The organism is Methanococcoides orientis, from assembly GCF_021184045.1.
In the GTDB taxonomy this organism is placed as follows: Archaea; Halobacteriota; Methanosarcinia; order Methanosarcinales; family Methanosarcinaceae; genus Methanococcoides; species Methanococcoides orientis.
On sequence record NZ_CP073710.1, the window covers coordinates 811,698 to 830,676 of the forward strand.

Below are 18,979 nucleotides of genomic sequence, written 5' to 3' on the forward strand. Positions count from 1 at the left end.
TTGAGCCTCCGGTGGATGAGCAGGATAGCCCCTTAAGCCCGGCAATTGCACTTCTTTGCGTAGCTATAGCTTTTGCTATTCTAAGAAAGAAGACAAAATAAGAGAACTGAAGAATTAAGCCATAAAAAGAAAGGAGGTCGTGTACAGTTTCGATGATCACTCATCGAGTATCTGGAACACAATCTCAACTACTCCATTTTTGAATGTCATTTTTGAGCTTTCAGGATCTACCTTTGGTTCAAGCTCAACATGCTGGGTAAAGAGCTGTTCTTCAGTCTCGAACTGAAGTTCAAGTTCAGAACCTGATGCGGTGTATGATACATCATCAACATCAACTCCGGTATCAACTGTAACGTACAGTTTATCATCAACCTCAGTGCACTCTACGACTGCATCCTTCTTTGAAACATAAAAGAAGTTATTATCGCCCAGTTTTATGGTGGAGAAGTGCTGCTCCTCAGAGTTATCAGCTCCATTGTAGACTACGGAAAAACCATAAAATGCAGGTTTTTCGAATCCTTCTTCAGCCATTTCATCCATGATACGCTCAATAAGGGATCTGACAATTTCTTCCAGTTCCTTCATCGGAAGAGGAACTGAACCATCATCGTTGTTTTCTTTTTCGGTCATGGTTTGCCTCCAGCAATTGTTTTTTGTTTCAAGGTCGATTCAAACAAGAAAAGAAAAAAGTGTAAGTAATTAAGTAAATTAGTTAAAGAAAATAAGAGTTACTACCAACGTTCGTGTATATACGAACTGGCGTTATATAAATGTTTCTGTCAGGTTAAAAGTGACATTAAATGAAGTTAATAAAATATGACATTACGAATTCTTACAAATTTTTAAATGAAAGAAGGACACAATATCTCTTATGAACACTGCAGATCTTCTTAGCTCGCTTCAAAAATCTGCACGAAGCGTTCCTATATCCGATATTATGAAAGCAAGGGCCTTCATGGTCAGATCAGCTTCCAGCTTGCCTAAAAAGTACAGGGAAGCATATTCAACTGAGCTTTTCAACTATCTATATACAATCTTCACAGAGATCAGTAATTCAAAACAACCTGAAATGAATGAGACCATTGATGCAGAAGAGTATGATGATCTTATGAAAAGGCTCGAACAAATGGGTATTTCAGAAGATAAGAATCAGAAGTATTTCAATCAATTAGTGAATCTTACAGCACCCTATCTTGTATTCATTGTCAAAAAACCGATCCATCCAATAGGGATGGTCTTTCCGGGAGGAGATCAGGTCCTGGAAAAGGATGGAATATACTATTGCCCTGTGAAAGACAAGCAGAATAATGTGGAGTGTGCTCTCTGTAAATTCTGTATTTGCAGGGATGCAGAAGAACTGATAAAAGGAGATAAGTGGAAAATGGAGGTTTAAGATGAAGCTTAGATGTTAGCTCCATCCAAAACACGCTTGAAAAATGCAGTAGACATACCATCTTCATCTACTTGACCAACAAACTTGACTAATTCCCAGCCATCAAGACCCATCTGATTAAGATCTTCTTTTGTCTTACCAACTTCACCCATTCGAACGGACTTAATATCATATTCCCAACATGCCATGACTACACCTCTTTTTGAGTTTTATGTTATAATAATAAATAGCCTATTGATGGTATATAACTGTTTTTAAAAATTATATTTAACATATAGTCAACTAAAATTGATTAAAATGGTTCAATAAAAACCGAACATATCCGCAATGAACAATTTGGTAATTCAAATCATTAAATATCCATAAAAAGCAGCTTCGAATTCAATTCCTTCATGAGACATGACCCTATAAATAGTTAGAAACAGAAAATATGTATAGATGGACCAGAATGGCTGTGAACCAAAAAAACCAAGGCTTTTTCCTTTACTGTTAATCAACTTTATCAATACCCTTGGCTTTGGAATAGTCATCCCATTCCTTGTTTTTCTGGTAGAGAGATTTGGTGGAAATGCCATCGTTTACGGATTCATTGGTGCCATGTATCCAGCATTCCAGCTAATAGGAGCTCCCATACTTGGAAGATGGTCTGATATTCATGGAAGAAAGAAGATATTGTTAATATCCCAGGCAGGCACATTGTTATCCTGGATCATATTCCTCCTTGCATTTTTCACCCCCGTAAAGAGCCTTGTGAGCGTCAATTCAGCCTTTTTTGGAGCATTTGTTATCACGATACCACTTCTGATACTTTTCATCGCCAGAAGCTTTGACGGACTTACGGGAGGGAACATAGCCGTAGCAAATGCTTACCTTGCAGACATAACTGAAGAAAAGGACCGCAATAAGAACTTTGGAAAAATGTCCATTTCTGCAAATCTCGGATTCATAATAGGACCAGCACTTGCAGGCCTGCTTAGCATAACGATCTATGGAGAACTTATTCCGGTACTTGCTGCTGCCCTCATATCCCTTGCAGGAACTATTGCAATAGTTCTGTATCTGCCTGAATCAAGGCAGTGCACCATAAGTAAAGCAAAGAAGATCAGCTTCAGGGAAGTGATCGGGCTAAAGAACATACCATATATGTTACTGCTATATTTCCTGATATTCCTCGGATTCAACATATTCTACACAGCATTCCCACTTCATGCGATCCGCACTCTTCAGTGGTCTGTTGCTGACATGGGAATCTATTTTTCAGTACTCGGCATCCTGATGATCGTAGTTCAGGGACCGATCCTCAGCATGGCGGTAAAGAGGCATTCAGATGCTTACCTTGCAATAGCAGGAAGCATCATACTTGGCACGAACTTCCTTCTGCTGGTATCCGGAAATATTGCTCTTACATACCTTGCAGCCGCTTTCTTTGCACTTGGGAACGGACTTATGTGGCCTTCGATCCTTTCCATAATCTCAAAACTTGCAGGCAAGGAACATCAGGGTGCCGTACAGGGTTTTGCCAGTAGCTTTTCAAGCCTTGCCAGCATTGCAGGACTGATCCTTGGAGGATTCCTCTATGAGATACTTGGAGGAGTGTCGTTCATAGTAGCAGCAGTGATAATTTACACAGTATTCCTGCTGTCTTTCAGGATGCTTTCTTTTGAAAAGGAAGTGCAGGAAGAGGTTTGAGAGAAAATAGGACATATTTCGGATAATTGCAGGATGCCAGGATCCAGAGAACGTTTAGTCTAATGCTCATGTGAAAGAAATTGGAAGGATCGCATGTTAAAATGAGGTGGTGAGCGTAGCTCATCACCTCGTTCCGCGCTCCAGAAGCGATATCTGGAACTCAGTCTTCCAAAGAGGATACATCCCCGGGATCCATTCCAAGCTCCTGTGCCTTAAGCAACCTTCGCATGATCTTACCGCTGCGGGTCTTTGGCAGCGAGTCAACAATTTCGATCTCGGAAGGCATTGCAATTGGGCCCAGATTCATTCTTACATGATACATAAGATCAAGCTTCAGTTTTTCGGAATAGTTGAAGCCCATGCGAAGTATGACGAAAGCTTTGATGGAATCACCTTTCAGAGGATCAGGTTTTCCTATTACAGCAGCTTCAGCCACGGCCTCATGGGATACAAGCGCACTCTCGACCTCTGCACTGCCAATGTTGTGGCCAGCAACGATAAGTACATCGTCAGAACGCCCCTGTATCATGATATAGCCATCCTCATCCTTTACGGCCAAGTCACCTGCACTGTAGTAATTCTGGATCGTTGTCCAATACTGGCGATATCTTTCATCATTGCCATGAACGGTTCTCATCATGGAAGGCCAGGGTTGTTTTATCACAAGGAAACCACCTGTTCCTGCAGGTACCGGGTCACCATTCTCATCCACAACATCAGCAACCACACCTGGGACAGGCCTTCCTGTGAATCCCGGTTTCATGGGTTCTCCAACCGCTGTGGTGAGCATATGCATGCCTGTCTCGGTCTGCCACCAGGTATCCAGAATCGGACATTTTTCCTTGCCGATAACACGATAATACCACTTGAACGCTTCGGGATTTAGAGGTTCTCCGACCGAACCCAGGATCCTCAGGGAGCTCAGGTTGTACTTCCCGGGCCATTCTTCCCCTAGTCTCATGAACATGCGTATCGCTGTTGGTGCCGTATAAAAGACACTCACATCGAACTCCTCAATTATGTTCCACCATACACCTGGATCCGGATAGTCGGGTGTTGTCTCGGAAATGAGGATCGTTGCACCCATAGAAAGAGGACCATAGACAATGTAGCTGTGGCCTGTGATCCATCCGGGATCTGCAGTACACCACATGACATCATTTTCCTTCAGGTCCAGAATATTCTTTGTGGTGTAGTAGGTGCCTACCATATAGCCACCGCATGCATGAACTATTCCCTTGGCCGGACCGGTTGTTCCACTGGTGTAGAGGATGAACAGAGGGTCCTCGGAATCCATCATCTCAGGTTCACATTCCTTTTCCACATCTTCCATGATCTCATAGAAGTCAACCTCGATCTCAGAAAAGAGTTCCATTTGGGGAGTCATTCTTCTCAGGACCACTATCTTCTCAACACATGAGGCATTGACCACAGCTTCATCCACAAGAGACTTCAGATCAATGCGCTTACCACGCCGAAGGCTTGCATCTGCAGTAATGACGATCTTTGCCTGTGCATCCTTTATCCTGGAATGTAATGCTTTGGCACCGAAGCCTCCGAAAACGACACTGTGGACCGCACCGATACGTGCACATGCAAGCATGGCCACGATCTGCTCAGGAACCTGTGGCATATATATGCACACTTTATCCCCTTTCTCAACACCGAGGGATTTGAGACCATTGGAAAATCTCATGACATCACGGTAAAGCTGACGATATGTGATAACCTGCTCTTCTCCACCATCGCCTATCCAGATCATTGCGACCTTGTTCCTTTTCCCATTGAATACATGGCGTTCAAGGCAATTGGAGGTTATGTTCATCCTGGCATTGGTAAACCATTTTGCATAAGGATGGTCCCATTCCAAAACCTTGTCCCACTTTTCGAACCATTCAAGTTCCTCTGCTACACTTTCCCAGTGTTTTTCAGGATCCTTGAGAGATTCACTATAGATCTTTTCATAATCCTGCATCCAGGAATTTTCCTTTACCGATGGATCAGGATAGTAACATTTACTGTCAAGCTTAATATCTAAATTTTCAGACATGTTTCTCTATTCCTAACTAATATTCATTACAGATTTCACATGACCTGACTTCGTTTCAGATCAAATGAACTCAGCTTTGGAACCATGCAAGAGATTCCACTAGGAGGAGAATACAGCTGCCTGCTATGGAAATCGATGGGACCAAATAAGGAAGAGATAATGAAACCACAGGTTAATAGTTCCCATCCATCATGAATAATGATGATGGATGTATTTATCTGTTGTGGTCTTTGGATTAGCAACCCATTGAATAAAAAAAGACATCAATGGAACCAAAAATACAGAAATGCCATAATATAGACTCCTGTTGTTCGCAAAGAAAATGATAAAAAAAGGATGTATGACCATCAGTTATTAGAGACCACAATCTCAATGCAAGTGTACAACCTTTTGAAATAGATTAAACTAATTTTATAGACTCCTTTGAAGAATTTTGCTCTAAAAAAATCAGCAGTTAATCACAATTCTCTACAATATCCTTTAATGCAGCTGCAACTTCCACAAGTTTATCGCAGTCAATAATGTCTGGTATATCTTTTTCTGTATGTGTAATTGTTTTCATCAAAAAAGGAATACACTCAGATGTTAATGCCATCGTTTCTATGCTATTTTGTGCAAATATCATATGGTCTCCGCTATACCAGGGTCCCCCCTCTGTTAGGCCCTTGTAGTTTGATAAAGTGCCACAGATATTTCGTTTTGTTTTATCTGAACACTCATAGAATGAATAAGCAGTTTTACCTTTTTTGTAACCAACATCATCTATATTGATTGCCAGAATTATTTTATCAAACTCTTTTTGATATTTATGCAGGTAATCCATCTGCCCTGCTACACTGTAGTGATCCTCCCCATTGAAAGCCACAATTTCAATACAAATATTGCTTTGATGATCGGAAAGCATTTCAGCAAGGAGTAATAGGACCACTGTCCCTGAAGCATTATCTGATGCACCTGGTGTGCTTGCCCTTGAATCTATGTGTGCACAAATAACAATTTTCTTATCTGCGTCTGGATTTTTCCGCACAATGACATTACAGGCAGTTGAAGGGATTCTTTTGGAATTGATCCTTAACTTGAACATGCCCCCTGTTCCTTTAGCTATTTCATCACCAACATCGTCCGTGCAATATGCAGAAGGGATGTCAAAATCACCATCTTCTATAAGAGGATAGGGATATATTGCCCCTACAAGTTCGGGTTTGATTTCTGTCGCAGTGACTATAGCTGCTGGTTCTTTTGTTTCTAAAAGAGAATATATTTTCTTATGATCTTCCGGGTTATAGAACACAAAATTTTTAGGCATCAGCGGTTCATCGCATATTTTACCTTTCATCAATAGGATCTTGCCCCTACAGTTGCATTTTTCTAATTCTTCAACGGTAGTAACCGTTTCTAATTCCGCTTCTACATCACACCCAAGAGAAAAAGGGCTTGGATATATCTCAAACGATCTGTCAATAGCTCTAAGGGAAGATTCCCCGCTCTCAAAATCCATGCAACTAAAGGACTCGCTTTCAACTGCATATCCATAAGGGCTGACAATCCTCGCAAAAAAGTCTGTTGCTTCACGATTGCCTGCCGAACCAGTGCTTCTGGTAGGCTTTACATCACATAAAGCATTCAAATAGACCTTTGCTTTTTCTGAATATTCTTCATTCTCAGTTCTTATATTAAATTTCATATTAATTTCTCCAAGAATTGATCTAACCCATCTTTGCCAGTCAGAAGACAGCTCCTTATTTTAATGTGAATTAATCTGTACCCATCCATACATAGATCTTCATCGTAAAAAATCTATTTGCTATAATCAACATTTAATAATAGTCAATCAACATTCCTAGTTGACATTTTTCCACCCCTTGAGTTTAACTGTGCCTTTTGGAATTGAATAAATAATCAATTGCATGATGTTCCCATACAGGATTTTCTGGTAAGGAATGATTGTTACTTTCAATCAACTTACTATGAGTTTTTATAGTACTTATTACAGAAAATAATTTGAAATTAAAAGTGGGTGATAAGCTTGGAAATTCTAAAAGAAACAGAGATAACAGAATTAGAAGAAAGAACCGTAGCATGCGTTTCCTTTGTCGGCAACTATGTGGGTAAGGTCGAGGTCTTTGCAGAGCTGTTCGGTAAATTGGGCAACTGGGCAGGCCCGAAGCAATTGATAGGACCGAATACTCTTTTTATGTCTGCCTATTACGATGATCCGGGTGTTACCCCTCCAGAAGAACTTAAACTGGATGCGTGCATGACCATCGACGATGATGTTGAAGTTGAGGGTGAGATCAAGAAGCAGAAACTTCCCGGTGGAAAGTATGTAGTAATGCATGCAGAACTGAAAGGAGCAGAAGAATATGGCCCTGCATGGGAAAAGATCGTAGGGTGGCTTATGGAAAATAATCTTGAAATGGATATGTCCCGGGCAAGTTATGAGATATATTTGAATGATCCAGAGGAGCATCCGGAAAAGCATCATATTCTTGATATATGCATGCCAGTCAAGTGAATAAGAACCAGAGGGGCATTTCTGAAATGTAAATGCTTCTCTTAACAATCGTAATCTGGGATTGGAAGTATGGGATAGAAGGAGTAGTGGAAAAGTTTGAAAAATGGTAATCAGAAAGGTTGTTAACCCTTTCTTAAAATCAAGTAATTCAAAAAATCAATTTACTCAATATATTCCACGCTCATCTTTGCAGACCTGAAAAACTTCATGAAATCATGGACTTCTGAAGGCAATTCAGTGCTGACCGGCAGCCCCAGTTCAATAGCCTCTTTTGCAGAGATCGGAGTGACATGTATCATCTCTCCACTTAATAGTTTTTGAGCAACGGAGTTCCTTTTTTCTTCATCTTGAATTTTGTCCTCAAGCAATTCCATGATAACATCTTTTGTAAGCTCCATTGCTTTTTTTGAGATCTCGCTCATGATGATGGTAGTGTCATCAGCATCCATTCCTTTCTTTTCGGCTGCATAGATCCATGAGGGTGCCGGGTATGTTCCACGAATGAGATCACCCACCTGTGGGTCTATTGGACCTATGACTGCATCAGGATCCATTAAAATCTCATCTGCAGCAAGGGCAATGATGGTACCCCCTGACATGCAATAGTGTGGAATCATTATCCTGACCTTTTCTTTATGATTATTAAGAGCCCGTGCGATCTGTATGCTGGCATGCATTTGACCTCCAGGTGTTTGCATGATAATATCTATGGGCCGGTCACCGGTCTCCCTGATGGCTCGAAGTACCTGTTCAGCATCCTCAACATCTATGTATTGATAGACAGGAAAACCTAACATGGAAACTGCTTCTTTCCTGTGTATCATGGTAAGAACCTTTGTGCCCCACATGCGCTCCATCCGTTTGATCATGGAAAGCCTTTGCATCTTAATTTTCTTGAGCTGGGACTGAGGATAGACAAAAGCGTACAAGAAGAAGATCAGAAATAAGATTATCAGAATTTCTGTGACGGTGATTTCGGAAATCGAGACCAGAATGATACCCCCTTGATCAGAAATAATATTTACTATATTACTTTTTAGTTACATAACCCATATAACCTTACTTTTCTAATCTTTTTCTACATCAATGAGATTGTCAAATTAGAAGCTAAAGTAAAAGAGTTGGGTTCAGTCCATGCATATATGGATACTGATTCCATCTTTGTTCCTCCTGAGCAAGCCCAGGAGATTGTTGATCTTACTGTAATGAACCTGATCGAGAAGGGAGTTGTAGATAACAAGGACTTTGTGAGGACTGAGAGTTTTTCATTAAGGCTTAGACCTACTGGAGCAAGGAAGGTTACTGAAGAGTTCAATTCAGTAATGAACCACAAGACAAGGTCGAATACAGGAAAAAGAACAGTTCTTGGGATCTGTCCTGTTGTTGAAGGCAAGGGAGTTAAGCCATCAGCTTGTTGGAAAGAGGAAAACGATTGAGTTTAGCAGACCTGTTTATGTAGCTCAAAGAGATGATTCTGATCTGCTGAGGAAGAGGATCATTGACATGCCTTACACCGAATGGAAGGAGATGGGATTCTCTAAGGGTACATTGCTTTACATGAAGCAGAATGCCAAGAGTGATAAGCCGTTTACTCTCAATGCTCATGTAAGGACAAGATTAGAGATGGGGATGCATCTTAAAAAGAGCATGATGGCTTAAGCTATGATTAAATATAATGTTGCCTTTGATTCAGAACGATTTAGCAAAAAAATCAAAGAAGGGTTAGATTACCCTTCAGAATTCTCAATAAGCATAATGATGGTCTCTGCGTCTTTGATCAGCTCTTCAGCGACCTTGACAACGGCATTTCCAACCTCAAATTGGTGCGGGAGCAACTCAAGATATACCATCAGGCAGTCTTGAAGAAGGCCTTTGAGGGAGAGCTTACGAGGGAATGGAGGGAACAGCAGACTAATCTTCCGGATGCGGAGGATTTGCTAGAGCAGATTCGGGTGGAACGGGAAGAGAGTTACAAGAAGAAGCTTGAGGAATGGAAAAGAGCTGTTAAAGAGTGGGAGGATGCAGGGAAAGAAGGAAAGAAACCCAGTCGACCCAAGAAACCCAAAGAAACAAAACCACTCACTATCAATGAGCTTTCCAAATTACAAATTACCCCCCAAGAGTGGAAATGGACGAAAATTGGAAATTTAACACTTGGGGTAGAATATGGAACATCTGCAAAATCACAAAAATCAGGAGATGTTCCGGTATTACGAATGGGAAATATTCAAAATGGGAAATTTGATTGGGGAGATTTGGTTTTTACAAGCGACAAGGCAGAAATTGAAAAATATTTACTAAAAAAAGATGATGTTCTTTTCAACCGCACAAATAGCCCCGAATTAGTTGGTAAAACTGCCATTTACAAAAGTGAAAGACCTTCTGTTTTTGCAGGCTATTTGATAAGGATAAATCAACTTCAAAAATATATAGTTGCAGATTTTCTAAACTATTTTCTGAACTCCCACACTGCAAAAATGCATGGAAATTCAGTAAAAACAGATGGTGTAAACCAATCAAACATAAATGGAGAAAAACTTAGCAATTATCCATTCCCACTCTGTTCCTTCCTCGAACAACAAGCCATCGTAACCGAAATCGAAACACGCCTTTCGGTTTGTGATAAAGTCGAACAGGACATCGAAGAAAACCTTGAAAGGGCCGAAGCATTGCGACAGAGCATCTTGAAAAAAGCGTTTGAAGGAAAGCTACTCAATGAACGGGAGCTGGAAGAGGCACGAAACGCTCCAGATTGGGAACCTGCCGAAGTTTTGTTGGAACAAATTAAGACCTAAAAAGCGAACAAAAAATAATTCTCATGCCTTATTGACCCTTTCGACCCGGTCCTGTTCCTCCCATTTATCCCTGTACTTGTACAATGTACTTGCAGGAACGTTCATCACCCTCGAGATTTCGGACCATGTCAGACCCTTATCCCTGTACTTCATGACCTCTTTTTTGTTCGGCTCTTTGGTGGGTCTCCCCCATGTTTTCTTTTCCCTCCGGTGGCGCTCTATGCCAACCTTTATCCGTTCCCTCATGATCCTCTTCTCATTTTCTGCAACCCATCCAAAGATAGATATTAACAGCTTCCTGTAATGAGGGTCACCAGATGTGGACCATGCCTCACTGGGGCTCAAGGAGACCACCCTGACGCCTTTATCTTCAAATTCCATAAGATTAAGGGTGTCGATAAAAGTCCTCCCAAGCCGCGAGATTTCGAACAGATAGATCGTCTTCACTTCATGAGACTCGATATATTTCAGGAGCTTTTTGAACCCGGGTCGCTCTGGAGCCGGAACACTCCCACTGATGCCCTCGTCAAAGAATATCTGCTCCGGAGGAATGCCCTTGTTCTTGAGCTGGACTATTTGGGTATCGATGTTCTGATCTTTCGTACTTGTCCTTGCATATCCAACTGAATTTTCAGAAGATTCCATTAAACATATTTTGTGTTACAGATCTTTTATAAAGTTGTTCTCATTGTTTTATGGAACCAAATAGACATGTATTGTGGGATCTAATTCAAAAAAAAAGAAATATGCGAGGATGGCCTTATGGTTTATAAGAACCACGTTTATAGGTGATGCTTTTGATTTTATCAATAGGTATAAACTCAGATTCATCGGAATCTTCTACAATAATACCATTATATAAGAATACGATTTTATCTAATTCATCAAACAAGTCTTCTTGGCAACCATCGTTATCTTCTTCGAGAAATTTTTCTCTATATTCAATCGATACATTTGATATCGGTCCAATTTCATATGTTATAGTATAACCTCCTACTTCCAATAAAATGTGATATTACTTATACATATTCATATTAAGTATTATCACTTACCTTAATGGGTATCATTGTGCACTTCATTTTAACCCCCTCCATTCTCCTATTGCAACCATATGTTCTGAGGCTTCCGAGAATCATCCAGATTAAGCTTTTTTGGGTGGAGTTATGTCATCGCATGGAATGGACTAAAAACGCTTAAAACTGCTTGTTATAAGAGTAAAAAATAATTTACCCTTAAACATTTAAATATTATTTTTGCATTGAATAAACAATGAAGTGGCAAAAAATTTCAGAGGAAGATGTTGCTGATAAATTATACGATTTTATAAAAGAATACTTTGACGACTTTGGCCATAAAATTGGAACCAATTGGTGGTTTACACCTTCATGGTCACCCTTTGTAGAAGCTTGTTTTTTGATATGGGGTGAGAAATTAAACTATAAAGTAGGGGCTTCTTATACTCAGGATAATGTTCCTATATTTTTAAGAGAAATTGGAGTCATTTCAGATATAGATAAATTTCAAAAACCTATTGACAGAGGCTTCGATTTGTCTTGGCATACTGAAAATTACGACTTCATATTGGGGCTAGAGCATGAAGAAACAATAAAAGGTAATTTTGGAAACACGGTCGAAAATCACCTCCAGAACATATATGATGAAATCGAAAAATTACGATCGTATTAGGGAAAATTCAAAATTATCGTCACAAGACCTCGCCTGCGAAAAATCAATGGAATAAAAGATAATTACCCTGATGTAATAACGCATTATAGGGATAAATTGTCAGAGAGACTTTTAGAAATCACTCCTCATGATGATGAAAAATGGATAATAATCTTAATTGCTCCTGAGAAAAATTTAGGAACAAAACAAAGGACTACAAAAATATTGTTTTATTCATATATGTGGGAAACTGATCAACTATCACAAATAACTGAAAAAAGTTTCGAAGTATTCGTGGATGATGATTTTATGGTAAAAAGAAAAAAATAAGGTTGCTATTAGCCAACTTCCAACATACTAAATTTGGATAAAAGATATTTACAATTTATTAATAATGACCCAATATTTCTTCCCAAGATACACCTATCAAACATTCCAGGAGATCATCTTTCCTTTTGTCATATAGTACCTTTAAGCTATCTTTTTTTTCATCAATTGTCGCATGATGTAATCGCCTATGGCAGTTCGGACAAAGAGACACAATGTTACTCGGCACATCTAAACTCCAATTGAATTCCCCTTGTTTCCCCATAGGGATTAAGTGATGAGCTTCTACAAAATTTTCATCCGTTTTGGAGGAAGTAAATGTTTTATGTCCGATATCGATTTCACAAAGGTAGTTCGAATTTTCCAAACTCTCTTTCGCAACTTTGGGGTCTCTGGTCCACACTTCCTTTCCATGACTTGTAGTTGATTTCGGCTTTTTTTGTGGCCTTTTTGGAGTACTCGAAGCTTTTGCATAAATCACTTCACTTTGATATTCTTCATCTTCAATATCGTCGATATCAGTTGTCAATATTCTGTCCGCAAACCTTTCAAAACTCCCAACTCGCCCCGTTAACTCGCGATAGATGCCGACTAATTTTATGAGATCACTTGTCAATTGCTTGTCATTCGGCAAATCATCTTTTGAATAAAATTTGCCACAAATATGGCCCAGTTGATATCCTACGGCAAGATTCTTTTTACTTTTTAAATCAATCTTTTCGAGTGGAAAATCCATTGATGATGGATTTAATAGTTTTCTAAATTCATTTGCAACTGTTACAATGTTTTCCCGCCCTTCTTTGATTCCATATTCCTCTTTGTAATAAGTCCAACCCTGGTTAAGTGATAAATAAAAACCGGACATATCAGCCCTAAAGAGATATACAATGTAGTAGCCTTCACTTGCACCCGTAGTGATTTTTTTATCAAATATCGCAACCCAAGGAATTTCAGCCCAATTTTTTCTCCTTCCGGGAGAGCCCTCAATTTTATAGTACGATGTATCAATAAGTGTTGTTTTTTCAATAGATGCTTTTGGAATATGCCTTACATAATGTGCAAAATCACTGCCAGGAAGTGGTTTCGTTTTTTCAACTAAATAATTATCCATTATTTTTAGAAAAGACTCTTGCATAAATTTCACCTGATTGAACAATATGATAAAATATATTAAATAATTATTGATAATTTTAGAACAGTTTTTTACATAAGAATGTTTTGTTTTAACCGTTCATCGTTTCCGAAAAATCACTTGGGAGGGGGAATAATCCTCACCTCTTTCTCCGACTTTTCCGGTATATACTTGGAGTCCAAAATCTTCTTCTCCGAGACCACCTTGGAGACCACGTATAGGCCGTCTCTACGCCTCAAGAGGAAGAACCCACACTCTTCTATCTCCTTAGCTGTTAACCTCCTTATGAGCCTTTTCTGGACCATTTCGGAGGCAGTTCTGTCGTCATATATGATAATCTTTTCATTTTATTACAAAGGAAAATGCTTCACGGAACGTTAAAGAAAAATACTGAAAACCACCAAAAAAAGAATTGTGGAGAAAATTGTATTCCCCACACTTAAACAATCACTTTGTTTTGTGGATCTTGATTGAACCTCCACCAATTTCTGTTGTTGGATCTTCATCCTCATCTTCACCCGGCATGTTGTCATAGACCACAACATCGTTGTTGTCTTTGTCCCATATCTTTATCCTGAACATGTCAACGTCGGTGCTTGGTGTGAGTTCTGCGTCGATGGCGGTAAGCATGAATCCGTAGTTACCTTCACCATTGATGGTTCCAGTTCCCTTGTACATTGCTTTGTGTTTGCTGACTACAAGCCAATCATAACTGTCTGAGTGGAAGTTGAGATCACCTGCACGGAACTGGAATTCAGTATTACCAACAGGATAATCTTTATTTTTCACGTACTTTGAAACAAAGCCAAAGTTTGCTTTTCCTTCAAGGGTTGGCTCCGCCAGATATGCTCCCGACTCAGACCAAATCCATCCACCACCGGTTACAAATCCGCCATCTGGGTCGTACACCACTACGTACTGATACAGTTCTGTATCGAACCCACCGTCATCATCTGTAATCGTGAGATTGACTGTGTACACTCCAGCTGTTGTGTAGGTATGATTATCTATTACAGGACTAGTGGTAGGAAGAGGACCTGTTATTATTCCATCACCCCAGTCTATTGTGTACGATGCTTCAGGTTCAAATACTTGAATTCGATGGTTAAAAGTGTCTGCAACATAAACATTTCCGGAAGAATTCACAGCAATACCAAATGGATCATCAAATTGACCATCACCGCTTCCTTCAGATCCCCATTTTGTCAGGAAAGTTCCAGAGGAATCAAATTTTTGGATTCGATGATTCCAAACGTCTACAACAAAAACATTTCCTGAGGAATCCACGGCAACAGTAAATGGATAATAAAATTGACCATCACCGGCTCCATGCGATCCCCATTTCATCAAGAAAGTACCTGAGGAATCAAATTTTTGGATTCTATCATTCCAAACGTCTCCAACATAAACATTACCGGAAGAATCCACAGCAATACCGTGTGGATATCCGAATTGTCCATCACCTGAGCCAGGAGTACCCCATTTCATTAAGAAATTACCAGATGAGTCGAATTTTTGGATTCGATGGTTCCAACCATCTCCAACATAAACATTGCCTGAAGAATCTACATCAATTCCAAGCGGATCATCAAACTGTCCATCACTAGTTCCTTCAGACCCCCATTTCATCAAGAAATTACCAGAAGAATCGAATTTTTGAATTCGATCGTTAAACTTGTCTGTAACGTAAACATTACCGGAAGAATCCACAGCAATATCCGTTGGATAATCGAATTGCCCATCACCAATTCCAAGAGATCCCCATTTTGTCAGGAAAGTACCAGATGAGTCGAATTTTTGGATTCGATGGTTTTGATTGTCTGCAACATAAACATTCCCCGAAGAGTCTACGGCAACCCCAACTGGATGATTAAATTGCCCATCACCAATTCCATACGATCCAAATTTATCGACAAAAACATAATTTTCTGTATCATGAGAACCAGGATAAGTGAATGTGGCAAATAAATCGACTTCACTACCAACTTCAATTGGTTCAGTGGGTTGCACGGTTAGGGATGTTATTTTTGGAATGTCAAGTTCAAATACTTGAACCCGATAGTTGTAGGTGTCCATAACATAAACATATCCGGTAGCATTTATGGCAACATCTAGTGGATAATTGAATTGTCCATCATCTGAGCCAGGAGTACCCCATTTTGTCAAGAGATTGCCCGAAGAATCATATTTTTGAATCCGATAATTCCAACCGTCAGTAACATAAACATTGTCGCAAGCATCTATGCCAACACCATATGCGCCACTTGATCCCCATTTTGTCAAGAAATTACCAGAGGAATCAAATTTTTGAATTCGAACGTTCTGAGAGTCTACAACATAAACATTGTCGGAAGAATCCACGGCAACATCTGTTGGATAATTGAATTGATCATCACCAGTTCCAAGAGATCCCCATTTCATCAAGAAATTGCCAGAAGAGTCGAATTTTTGAATTCGATGATTTTCAGCGTCTGTAATATAAACATTCCCGGAAGAATCAATGGCAACTCCATATGGATATCTGAATTGTCCATCACCAGTTCCAGAAGATCCCCATTTCATCAAGAAATTGCCAGAAGAGTCGAATTTTTGAATTCGATGGTTAAAAAGGTCTGAAACATAAACATTGTCGGAAGAATCCACAGCAACACGGAGTGGTTGATTAAATTGTCCATCACCGGTTCCAGAAGATCCCCATTTCATCAAAAAATTTCCAGATGAGTCGAATTTTTGGATTCGATGGTTAAAAGTGTCTGCAACATAAACATTCCCGGAAGAATCTATGGCAACACTCGATGAATACGCGAATTGTCCGTCACCAGATCCTTGTGATCCAAATTTGTCAACAAAAACATAATCTGCCGATGCAGTTCCAATGGTAATTAATACCAAAGCTATTCCAAAACAAATCAGTATACTTTGTTTAATTCTCATTATTTCCACCACCAAATAATATCTCTTTAAAAATTAATGATAGCCTTATAATTTTCATCTGAAAATTGACTTATCACTAATATTTCCCCAAATTATACTTGGGTGAAATAATTATTTAAGCCACTCGGTCTATTTTTTTGTGATGTGTATATACAGAAGGATACATCCATTTTGAAGGCTCATTTCTAAAAAAATAGTGTTTTTCCTCATCCAAAGCAACATTATAGTTCTGCTCTTCAAACATTATCAGTCACTTTTATCCTGTGATCTCTCCAAATACCCAGCTACATTAATAACTCCGTGTAGATTTTTGTGGAAGAAATCGAAATCTCATGATCGGTGAAATCACTTGGAGGGAGGGACAATCCTCACCTCTTTTTCCGTTTTTCCCAGTATATACTTCGCATCCAAGATCTTCTTTTCCGGGACCACTTTGGAGACCACGTATAAGCCATCTGGACGCCTCTGGAGGGTGAACCCACATTCTTCTATCTCCGGGGCCGATAACTTCCGGATGAGGCCTTTCTTGGCCATTTCGGAGGCTGTCCTTTTGTCATAAATGACAATCTCTCCACCTTTGAGCTTGTATCCCATGAGTTCCCGAACATTACTGGACCCGATGACTCTGTAAGGGTAATGCCAAACCTCCGGGAAATCGAAGAACTTTTTTCGGAGTTGTTTTTTCAAATACCCCTTCATCACATTATACCGATTTTCATTCGCTTGGAGGGTTTTTGGAGATTCTGGAGGTTTTGGAGAATTTTCCTCCACAAATGTTCCTCTCTGTGAAGCAATTATTCTCTGAAGTTTCTGATTTTCCTCCATTATTTTCCGTTCCCGACTCGAAATTCCTCCGTTAACAGCATTTTTCTCCACATCGACTCCCTCATCCTCCAGGATCTTGTCCCTCATACGAACAGGAATTTGCCTTGTGAGAGTCTTGTAGATGGTCTCTGCCTTGTTCGGATGCTCTGCGACGATCCTCTCGATGATCCTTGGGTTCTGAAGAAGGTTGGCGATTTCCGCATCGATTCTATTGTCGATAAAACCCTCCATCTTGACATAGAAATTCTCCCTGTATAGAAAAGGATTCTCAGCATGTTCCATGCCTCTCGGTGTAAGCATGTATCTATAGGGTTTTCCACCGACTTTCGTTAGGTATCCGTATTTGCAATAGCGATAAAGGCTTGTCCTTAAGGATCCATACTTTACAAAGGGAACCTTACTTCTAATGTCCGCACATGTAAGGGCTCCATCAAGCACAGCATTCAAAACCGCTCCCTTGACCATGCAGTCGGAGGTTGGGGAAGGGATATTTGTATTGTGGCCTGTGTGAGTAGGTCTATTGATGTTGTTTTCTTTTATTCCTTGTTCCCAACCATTGCTAGGAACCACATTGATATTGGATGGGGATATTATGTCCATTTGCTTCACCAATACTTTGAGGTTGTTTGATGCTGATTTTTTGTTGGGAGGATTGTTAACATATATGGAGTGACGTGTTCTTGTTGGAGTTGTTAATAGTATAATGTTAACATTATTTGAAGAGTTCGCAGAAATTCCAATATTTTTGTTGGAAAAATGCTAAGCAGAAACAAGAGGCTTTGTATCCGTCTCCAATACCGATGGTTTGGAGGTGCATTCGAAAATATTGGTGGAAAATTGAGATTGAATATTCTTGGATTACTGGCAATTGTTCAAGACATAATCAGGCAAAAACTGAAAATTCCCCGAGTTCCCAAAGTTCACTGAGTTCCCTAATTAACTCAAAAAATAAAAAGTAAGATAATTTGGTGAATTTACTTAATAATTACATAGACGCGTGCTTACAAGATTGATTTTGTAAGATAATAGGGGAACTTTGGAAACTCGGTGAACGGGGTGAATTTACAAAAAAAAGCGTCATAAATCAGTTTATAAGAAAAATTGCTGATTCATGACTTGATTTTTTCAATCGACTGGAAACTATCTCATTCGTCCATCAGTGCAAGAATCTTGTCAACGCCTTTCAGTTGGGATTCAGTCAATGCACCTTTTGGAATATGTAGTATGGATTCAGTAGAATCTTGCTCTGTACGAAGTTTTGACAAAACGCTATCATCATCATTGATTAGAAGATAGCTTCGGGCACCTGTTTCTTCGGAAACATACTTTTTGATAGTCTCTGATTCAATTAATGTTTCGATGACTTCTGTAAAATCCTTACTTTTGATTTCACAGCTCTCAAAAGGTCGGAATGACCACAAGAACCACCCTTGTCTCTTAATTTTTTCAGAACCTTCTCGATTTGATTGAATTTTTCATCCTCTTCGAGCCTTTCAATTACGTAAATACAGGAAGGCAAAAAGTAAGTACCAACCAAATTGATTGCGACTTCAATTGATCCTTTTGTTATGGTGTAAGAAATTGGTTTTTTCCCTATTTCAATGAGCATTGAAATCTTTAGGACATAATCACTTGCCCTTCCCAATGCTGAGTT

21 protein-coding genes are annotated in these 18,979 nt (G+C 39.5%); 8 read left to right on the forward strand and 13 right to left on the reverse strand.

From position 1 onward, the window contains the following. Window positions 1-156: 156 nt before the first annotated feature. Window positions 157-630 (reverse strand): hypothetical protein, encoded by a 474-nt coding sequence (locus J7W08_RS04040; RefSeq protein ID WP_233085358.1) that lies wholly within the window; start codon window positions 628-630, stop codon window positions 157-159. Between the two features lie 241 nt (window positions 631-871). On the opposite strand from J7W08_RS04040, the gene J7W08_RS04045 reads away from it, so the two are divergent. After that, window positions 872-1,393, forward strand: a complete 522-nt coding sequence (locus J7W08_RS04045; RefSeq protein ID WP_233085359.1) for a DUF2115 domain-containing protein — start codon at window positions 872-874, stop codon at window positions 1,391-1,393. Window positions 1,394-1,401: 8 nt separating this feature from the next. On the opposite strand, the gene sp36 is transcribed toward J7W08_RS04045, so the two are convergent. Beyond that, the gene (gene sp36 / locus J7W08_RS04050) at window positions 1,402-1,581 is read right to left on the reverse strand and encodes a Sp36 family protein (protein WP_048194554.1); all 180 of its coding nucleotides are present in this window, start codon (window positions 1,579-1,581) and stop codon (window positions 1,402-1,404) included. Window positions 1,582-1,831: 250 nt separating this feature from the next. Between sp36 and J7W08_RS04055 the strand changes: the two genes are divergently transcribed. Continuing rightward, window positions 1,832-3,082 (forward strand): MFS transporter, encoded by a 1,251-nt coding sequence (locus tag J7W08_RS04055; RefSeq protein ID WP_233085360.1) that lies wholly within the window; start codon window positions 1,832-1,834, stop codon window positions 3,080-3,082. 160 nt (window positions 3,083-3,242) lie between these two features. Here the strand turns inward: J7W08_RS04055 and acs are convergent, their stop codons facing one another. Further along, window positions 3,243-5,132, reverse strand: coding sequence for an acetate--CoA ligase (gene acs, locus J7W08_RS04060; protein ID WP_233085361.1), 1,890 nt, complete (start codon window positions 5,130-5,132; stop codon window positions 3,243-3,245). Between the two features lie 454 nt (window positions 5,133-5,586). Next, entirely contained in the window at window positions 5,587-6,816 is a 1,230-nt protein-coding gene (locus tag J7W08_RS04065; protein WP_233085362.1) for a M28 family peptidase, read from the reverse strand. A gap of 342 nt (window positions 6,817-7,158) precedes the next feature. On the opposite strand from J7W08_RS04065, the gene J7W08_RS04070 reads away from it, so the two are divergent. Then, window positions 7,159-7,647 carry an AraC family transcriptional regulator gene (locus J7W08_RS04070; RefSeq protein ID WP_233085363.1) on the forward strand — a complete coding sequence of 163 codons (489 nt, stop codon included), beginning with the start codon at window positions 7,159-7,161 and terminating at the stop codon, window positions 7,645-7,647. Window positions 7,648-7,808: 161 nt separating this feature from the next. On the opposite strand, the gene J7W08_RS04075 is transcribed toward J7W08_RS04070, so the two are convergent. Next, window positions 7,809-8,675, reverse strand: coding sequence for an SDH family Clp fold serine proteinase (locus J7W08_RS04075; protein ID WP_310742517.1), 867 nt, complete (start codon window positions 8,673-8,675; stop codon window positions 7,809-7,811). Between the two features lie 114 nt (window positions 8,676-8,789). Here J7W08_RS04075 and J7W08_RS04080 point away from each other — a divergent pair, with 114 nt between their 5' ends. After that, window positions 8,790-9,083, forward strand: a complete 294-nt coding sequence (locus tag J7W08_RS04080; protein ID WP_233085365.1) for a CRISPR-associated endonuclease Cas1 — start codon at window positions 8,790-8,792, stop codon at window positions 9,081-9,083. Then, the gene (locus J7W08_RS04085; RefSeq protein WP_233085366.1) at window positions 9,031-9,306 is read left to right on the forward strand and encodes a hypothetical protein; all 276 of its coding nucleotides are present in this window, start codon (window positions 9,031-9,033) and stop codon (window positions 9,304-9,306) included. Before J7W08_RS04080 ends, J7W08_RS04085 begins: the two co-directional genes overlap by 53 nt. 68 nt (window positions 9,307-9,374) lie before the next feature. Here J7W08_RS04085 and J7W08_RS12200 read toward each other — a convergent pair whose 3' ends face one another. Further along, complete coding sequence (locus J7W08_RS12200; RefSeq protein ID WP_259370117.1) at window positions 9,375-9,497, reverse strand: hypothetical protein; 123 nt, start codon at window positions 9,495-9,497, stop codon at window positions 9,375-9,377. Window positions 9,498-9,506: 9 nt separating this feature from the next. Between J7W08_RS12200 and J7W08_RS04090 the strand changes: the two genes are divergently transcribed. Beyond that, window positions 9,507-10,442 (forward strand): restriction endonuclease subunit S, encoded by a 936-nt coding sequence (locus tag J7W08_RS04090; protein ID WP_233085367.1) that lies wholly within the window; start codon window positions 9,507-9,509, stop codon window positions 10,440-10,442. A 21-nt stretch (window positions 10,443-10,463) separates the two neighbouring features. On the opposite strand, the gene J7W08_RS04095 is transcribed toward J7W08_RS04090, so the two are convergent. Together J7W08_RS04095 and J7W08_RS04100 are read right to left on the reverse strand one after the other, a co-directional pair. Next, entirely contained in the window at window positions 10,464-11,087 is a 624-nt protein-coding gene (locus tag J7W08_RS04095) for a recombinase family protein (RefSeq protein ID WP_233085368.1), read from the reverse strand. A 115-nt stretch (window positions 11,088-11,202) separates the two neighbouring features. Then, entirely contained in the window at window positions 11,203-11,445 is a 243-nt protein-coding gene (locus tag J7W08_RS04100) for a hypothetical protein (protein WP_233085369.1), read from the reverse strand. Between the two features lie 266 nt (window positions 11,446-11,711). On the opposite strand from J7W08_RS04100, the gene J7W08_RS04105 reads away from it, so the two are divergent. Beyond that, entirely contained in the window at window positions 11,712-12,128 is a 417-nt protein-coding gene (locus tag J7W08_RS04105) for a hypothetical protein (RefSeq protein WP_233085370.1), read from the forward strand. A 96-nt stretch (window positions 12,129-12,224) separates the two neighbouring features. Continuing rightward, entirely contained in the window at window positions 12,225-12,437 is a 213-nt protein-coding gene (locus J7W08_RS04110) for a hypothetical protein (RefSeq protein WP_233085371.1), read from the forward strand. Between the two features lie 58 nt (window positions 12,438-12,495). Here J7W08_RS04110 and J7W08_RS04115 read toward each other — a convergent pair whose 3' ends face one another. The 5 genes from J7W08_RS04115 to J7W08_RS04135 form a co-directional block, all read right to left on the reverse strand. Beyond that, a complete protein-coding gene (locus tag J7W08_RS04115; RefSeq protein ID WP_233085372.1) occupies window positions 12,496-13,569 on the reverse strand; it encodes a DUF3578 domain-containing protein in 1,074 nt (357 codons plus the stop codon). Window positions 13,570-13,682: 113 nt separating this feature from the next. Continuing rightward, complete coding sequence (locus J7W08_RS04120) at window positions 13,683-13,871, reverse strand: hypothetical protein (RefSeq protein WP_233085373.1); 189 nt, start codon at window positions 13,869-13,871, stop codon at window positions 13,683-13,685. Between the two features lie 142 nt (window positions 13,872-14,013). Next, a complete protein-coding gene (locus J7W08_RS04125; protein ID WP_233085374.1) occupies window positions 14,014-16,500 on the reverse strand; it encodes an SBBP repeat-containing protein in 2,487 nt (828 codons plus the stop codon). A gap of 345 nt (window positions 16,501-16,845) precedes the next feature. Beyond that, window positions 16,846-17,925 carry a hypothetical protein gene (locus tag J7W08_RS04130; RefSeq protein ID WP_233085375.1) on the reverse strand — a complete coding sequence of 360 codons (1,080 nt, stop codon included), beginning with the start codon at window positions 17,923-17,925 and terminating at the stop codon, window positions 16,846-16,848. 748 nt (window positions 17,926-18,673) lie between these two features. Beyond that, on the reverse strand, window positions 18,674-18,970 hold the full coding sequence (locus tag J7W08_RS04135; RefSeq protein WP_233085376.1) for a hypothetical protein: 297 nt from the start codon (window positions 18,968-18,970) through the stop codon (window positions 18,674-18,676). Window positions 18,971-18,979: the final 9 nt, after the last annotated feature.

Bases quoted from the DNA above. Each gene is read 5' to 3' on its own strand.
- J7W08_RS04040 (WP_233085358.1), bottom strand. From the start codon at position 630: ATGACCGAAAAAGAAAACAACGATGATGGTTCAGTTCCTCTTCCGATG.
- J7W08_RS04125 (WP_233085374.1), bottom strand. From the start codon at position 16,500: ATGAGAATTAAACAAAGTATACTGATTTGTTTTGGAATAGCTTTGGTA.
- acs (WP_233085361.1), bottom strand. From the start codon at position 5,132: ATGTCTGAAAATTTAGATATTAAGCTTGACAGTAAATGTTACTATCCT.
- J7W08_RS04120 (WP_233085373.1), bottom strand. From the start codon at position 13,871: ATGGTCCAGAAAAGGCTCATAAGGAGGTTAACAGCTAAGGAGATAGAA.
- J7W08_RS04055 (WP_233085360.1), top strand. From the start codon at position 1,832: ATGGACCAGAATGGCTGTGAACCAAAAAAACCAAGGCTTTTTCCTTTA.
- J7W08_RS12200 (WP_259370117.1), bottom strand. From the start codon at position 9,497: ATGGTATATCTTGAGTTGCTCCCGCACCAATTTGAGGTTGGAAATGCC.
- J7W08_RS04045 (WP_233085359.1), top strand. From the start codon at position 872: ATGAACACTGCAGATCTTCTTAGCTCGCTTCAAAAATCTGCACGAAGC.
- J7W08_RS04080 (WP_233085365.1), top strand. From the start codon at position 8,790: ATGGATACTGATTCCATCTTTGTTCCTCCTGAGCAAGCCCAGGAGATT.
- sp36 (WP_048194554.1), bottom strand. From the start codon at position 1,581: ATGGCATGTTGGGAATATGATATTAAGTCCGTTCGAATGGGTGAAGTT.
- J7W08_RS04105 (WP_233085370.1), top strand. From the start codon at position 11,712: ATGAAGTGGCAAAAAATTTCAGAGGAAGATGTTGCTGATAAATTATAC.
- J7W08_RS04095 (WP_233085368.1), bottom strand. From the start codon at position 11,087: ATGGAATCTTCTGAAAATTCAGTTGGATATGCAAGGACAAGTACGAAA.
- J7W08_RS04130 (WP_233085375.1), bottom strand. From the start codon at position 17,925: ATGGACATAATATCCCCATCCAATATCAATGTGGTTCCTAGCAATGGT.
- J7W08_RS04065 (WP_233085362.1), bottom strand. From the start codon at position 6,816: ATGAAATTTAATATAAGAACTGAGAATGAAGAATATTCAGAAAAAGCA.
- J7W08_RS04115 (WP_233085372.1), bottom strand. From the start codon at position 13,569: ATGCAAGAGTCTTTTCTAAAAATAATGGATAATTATTTAGTTGAAAAA.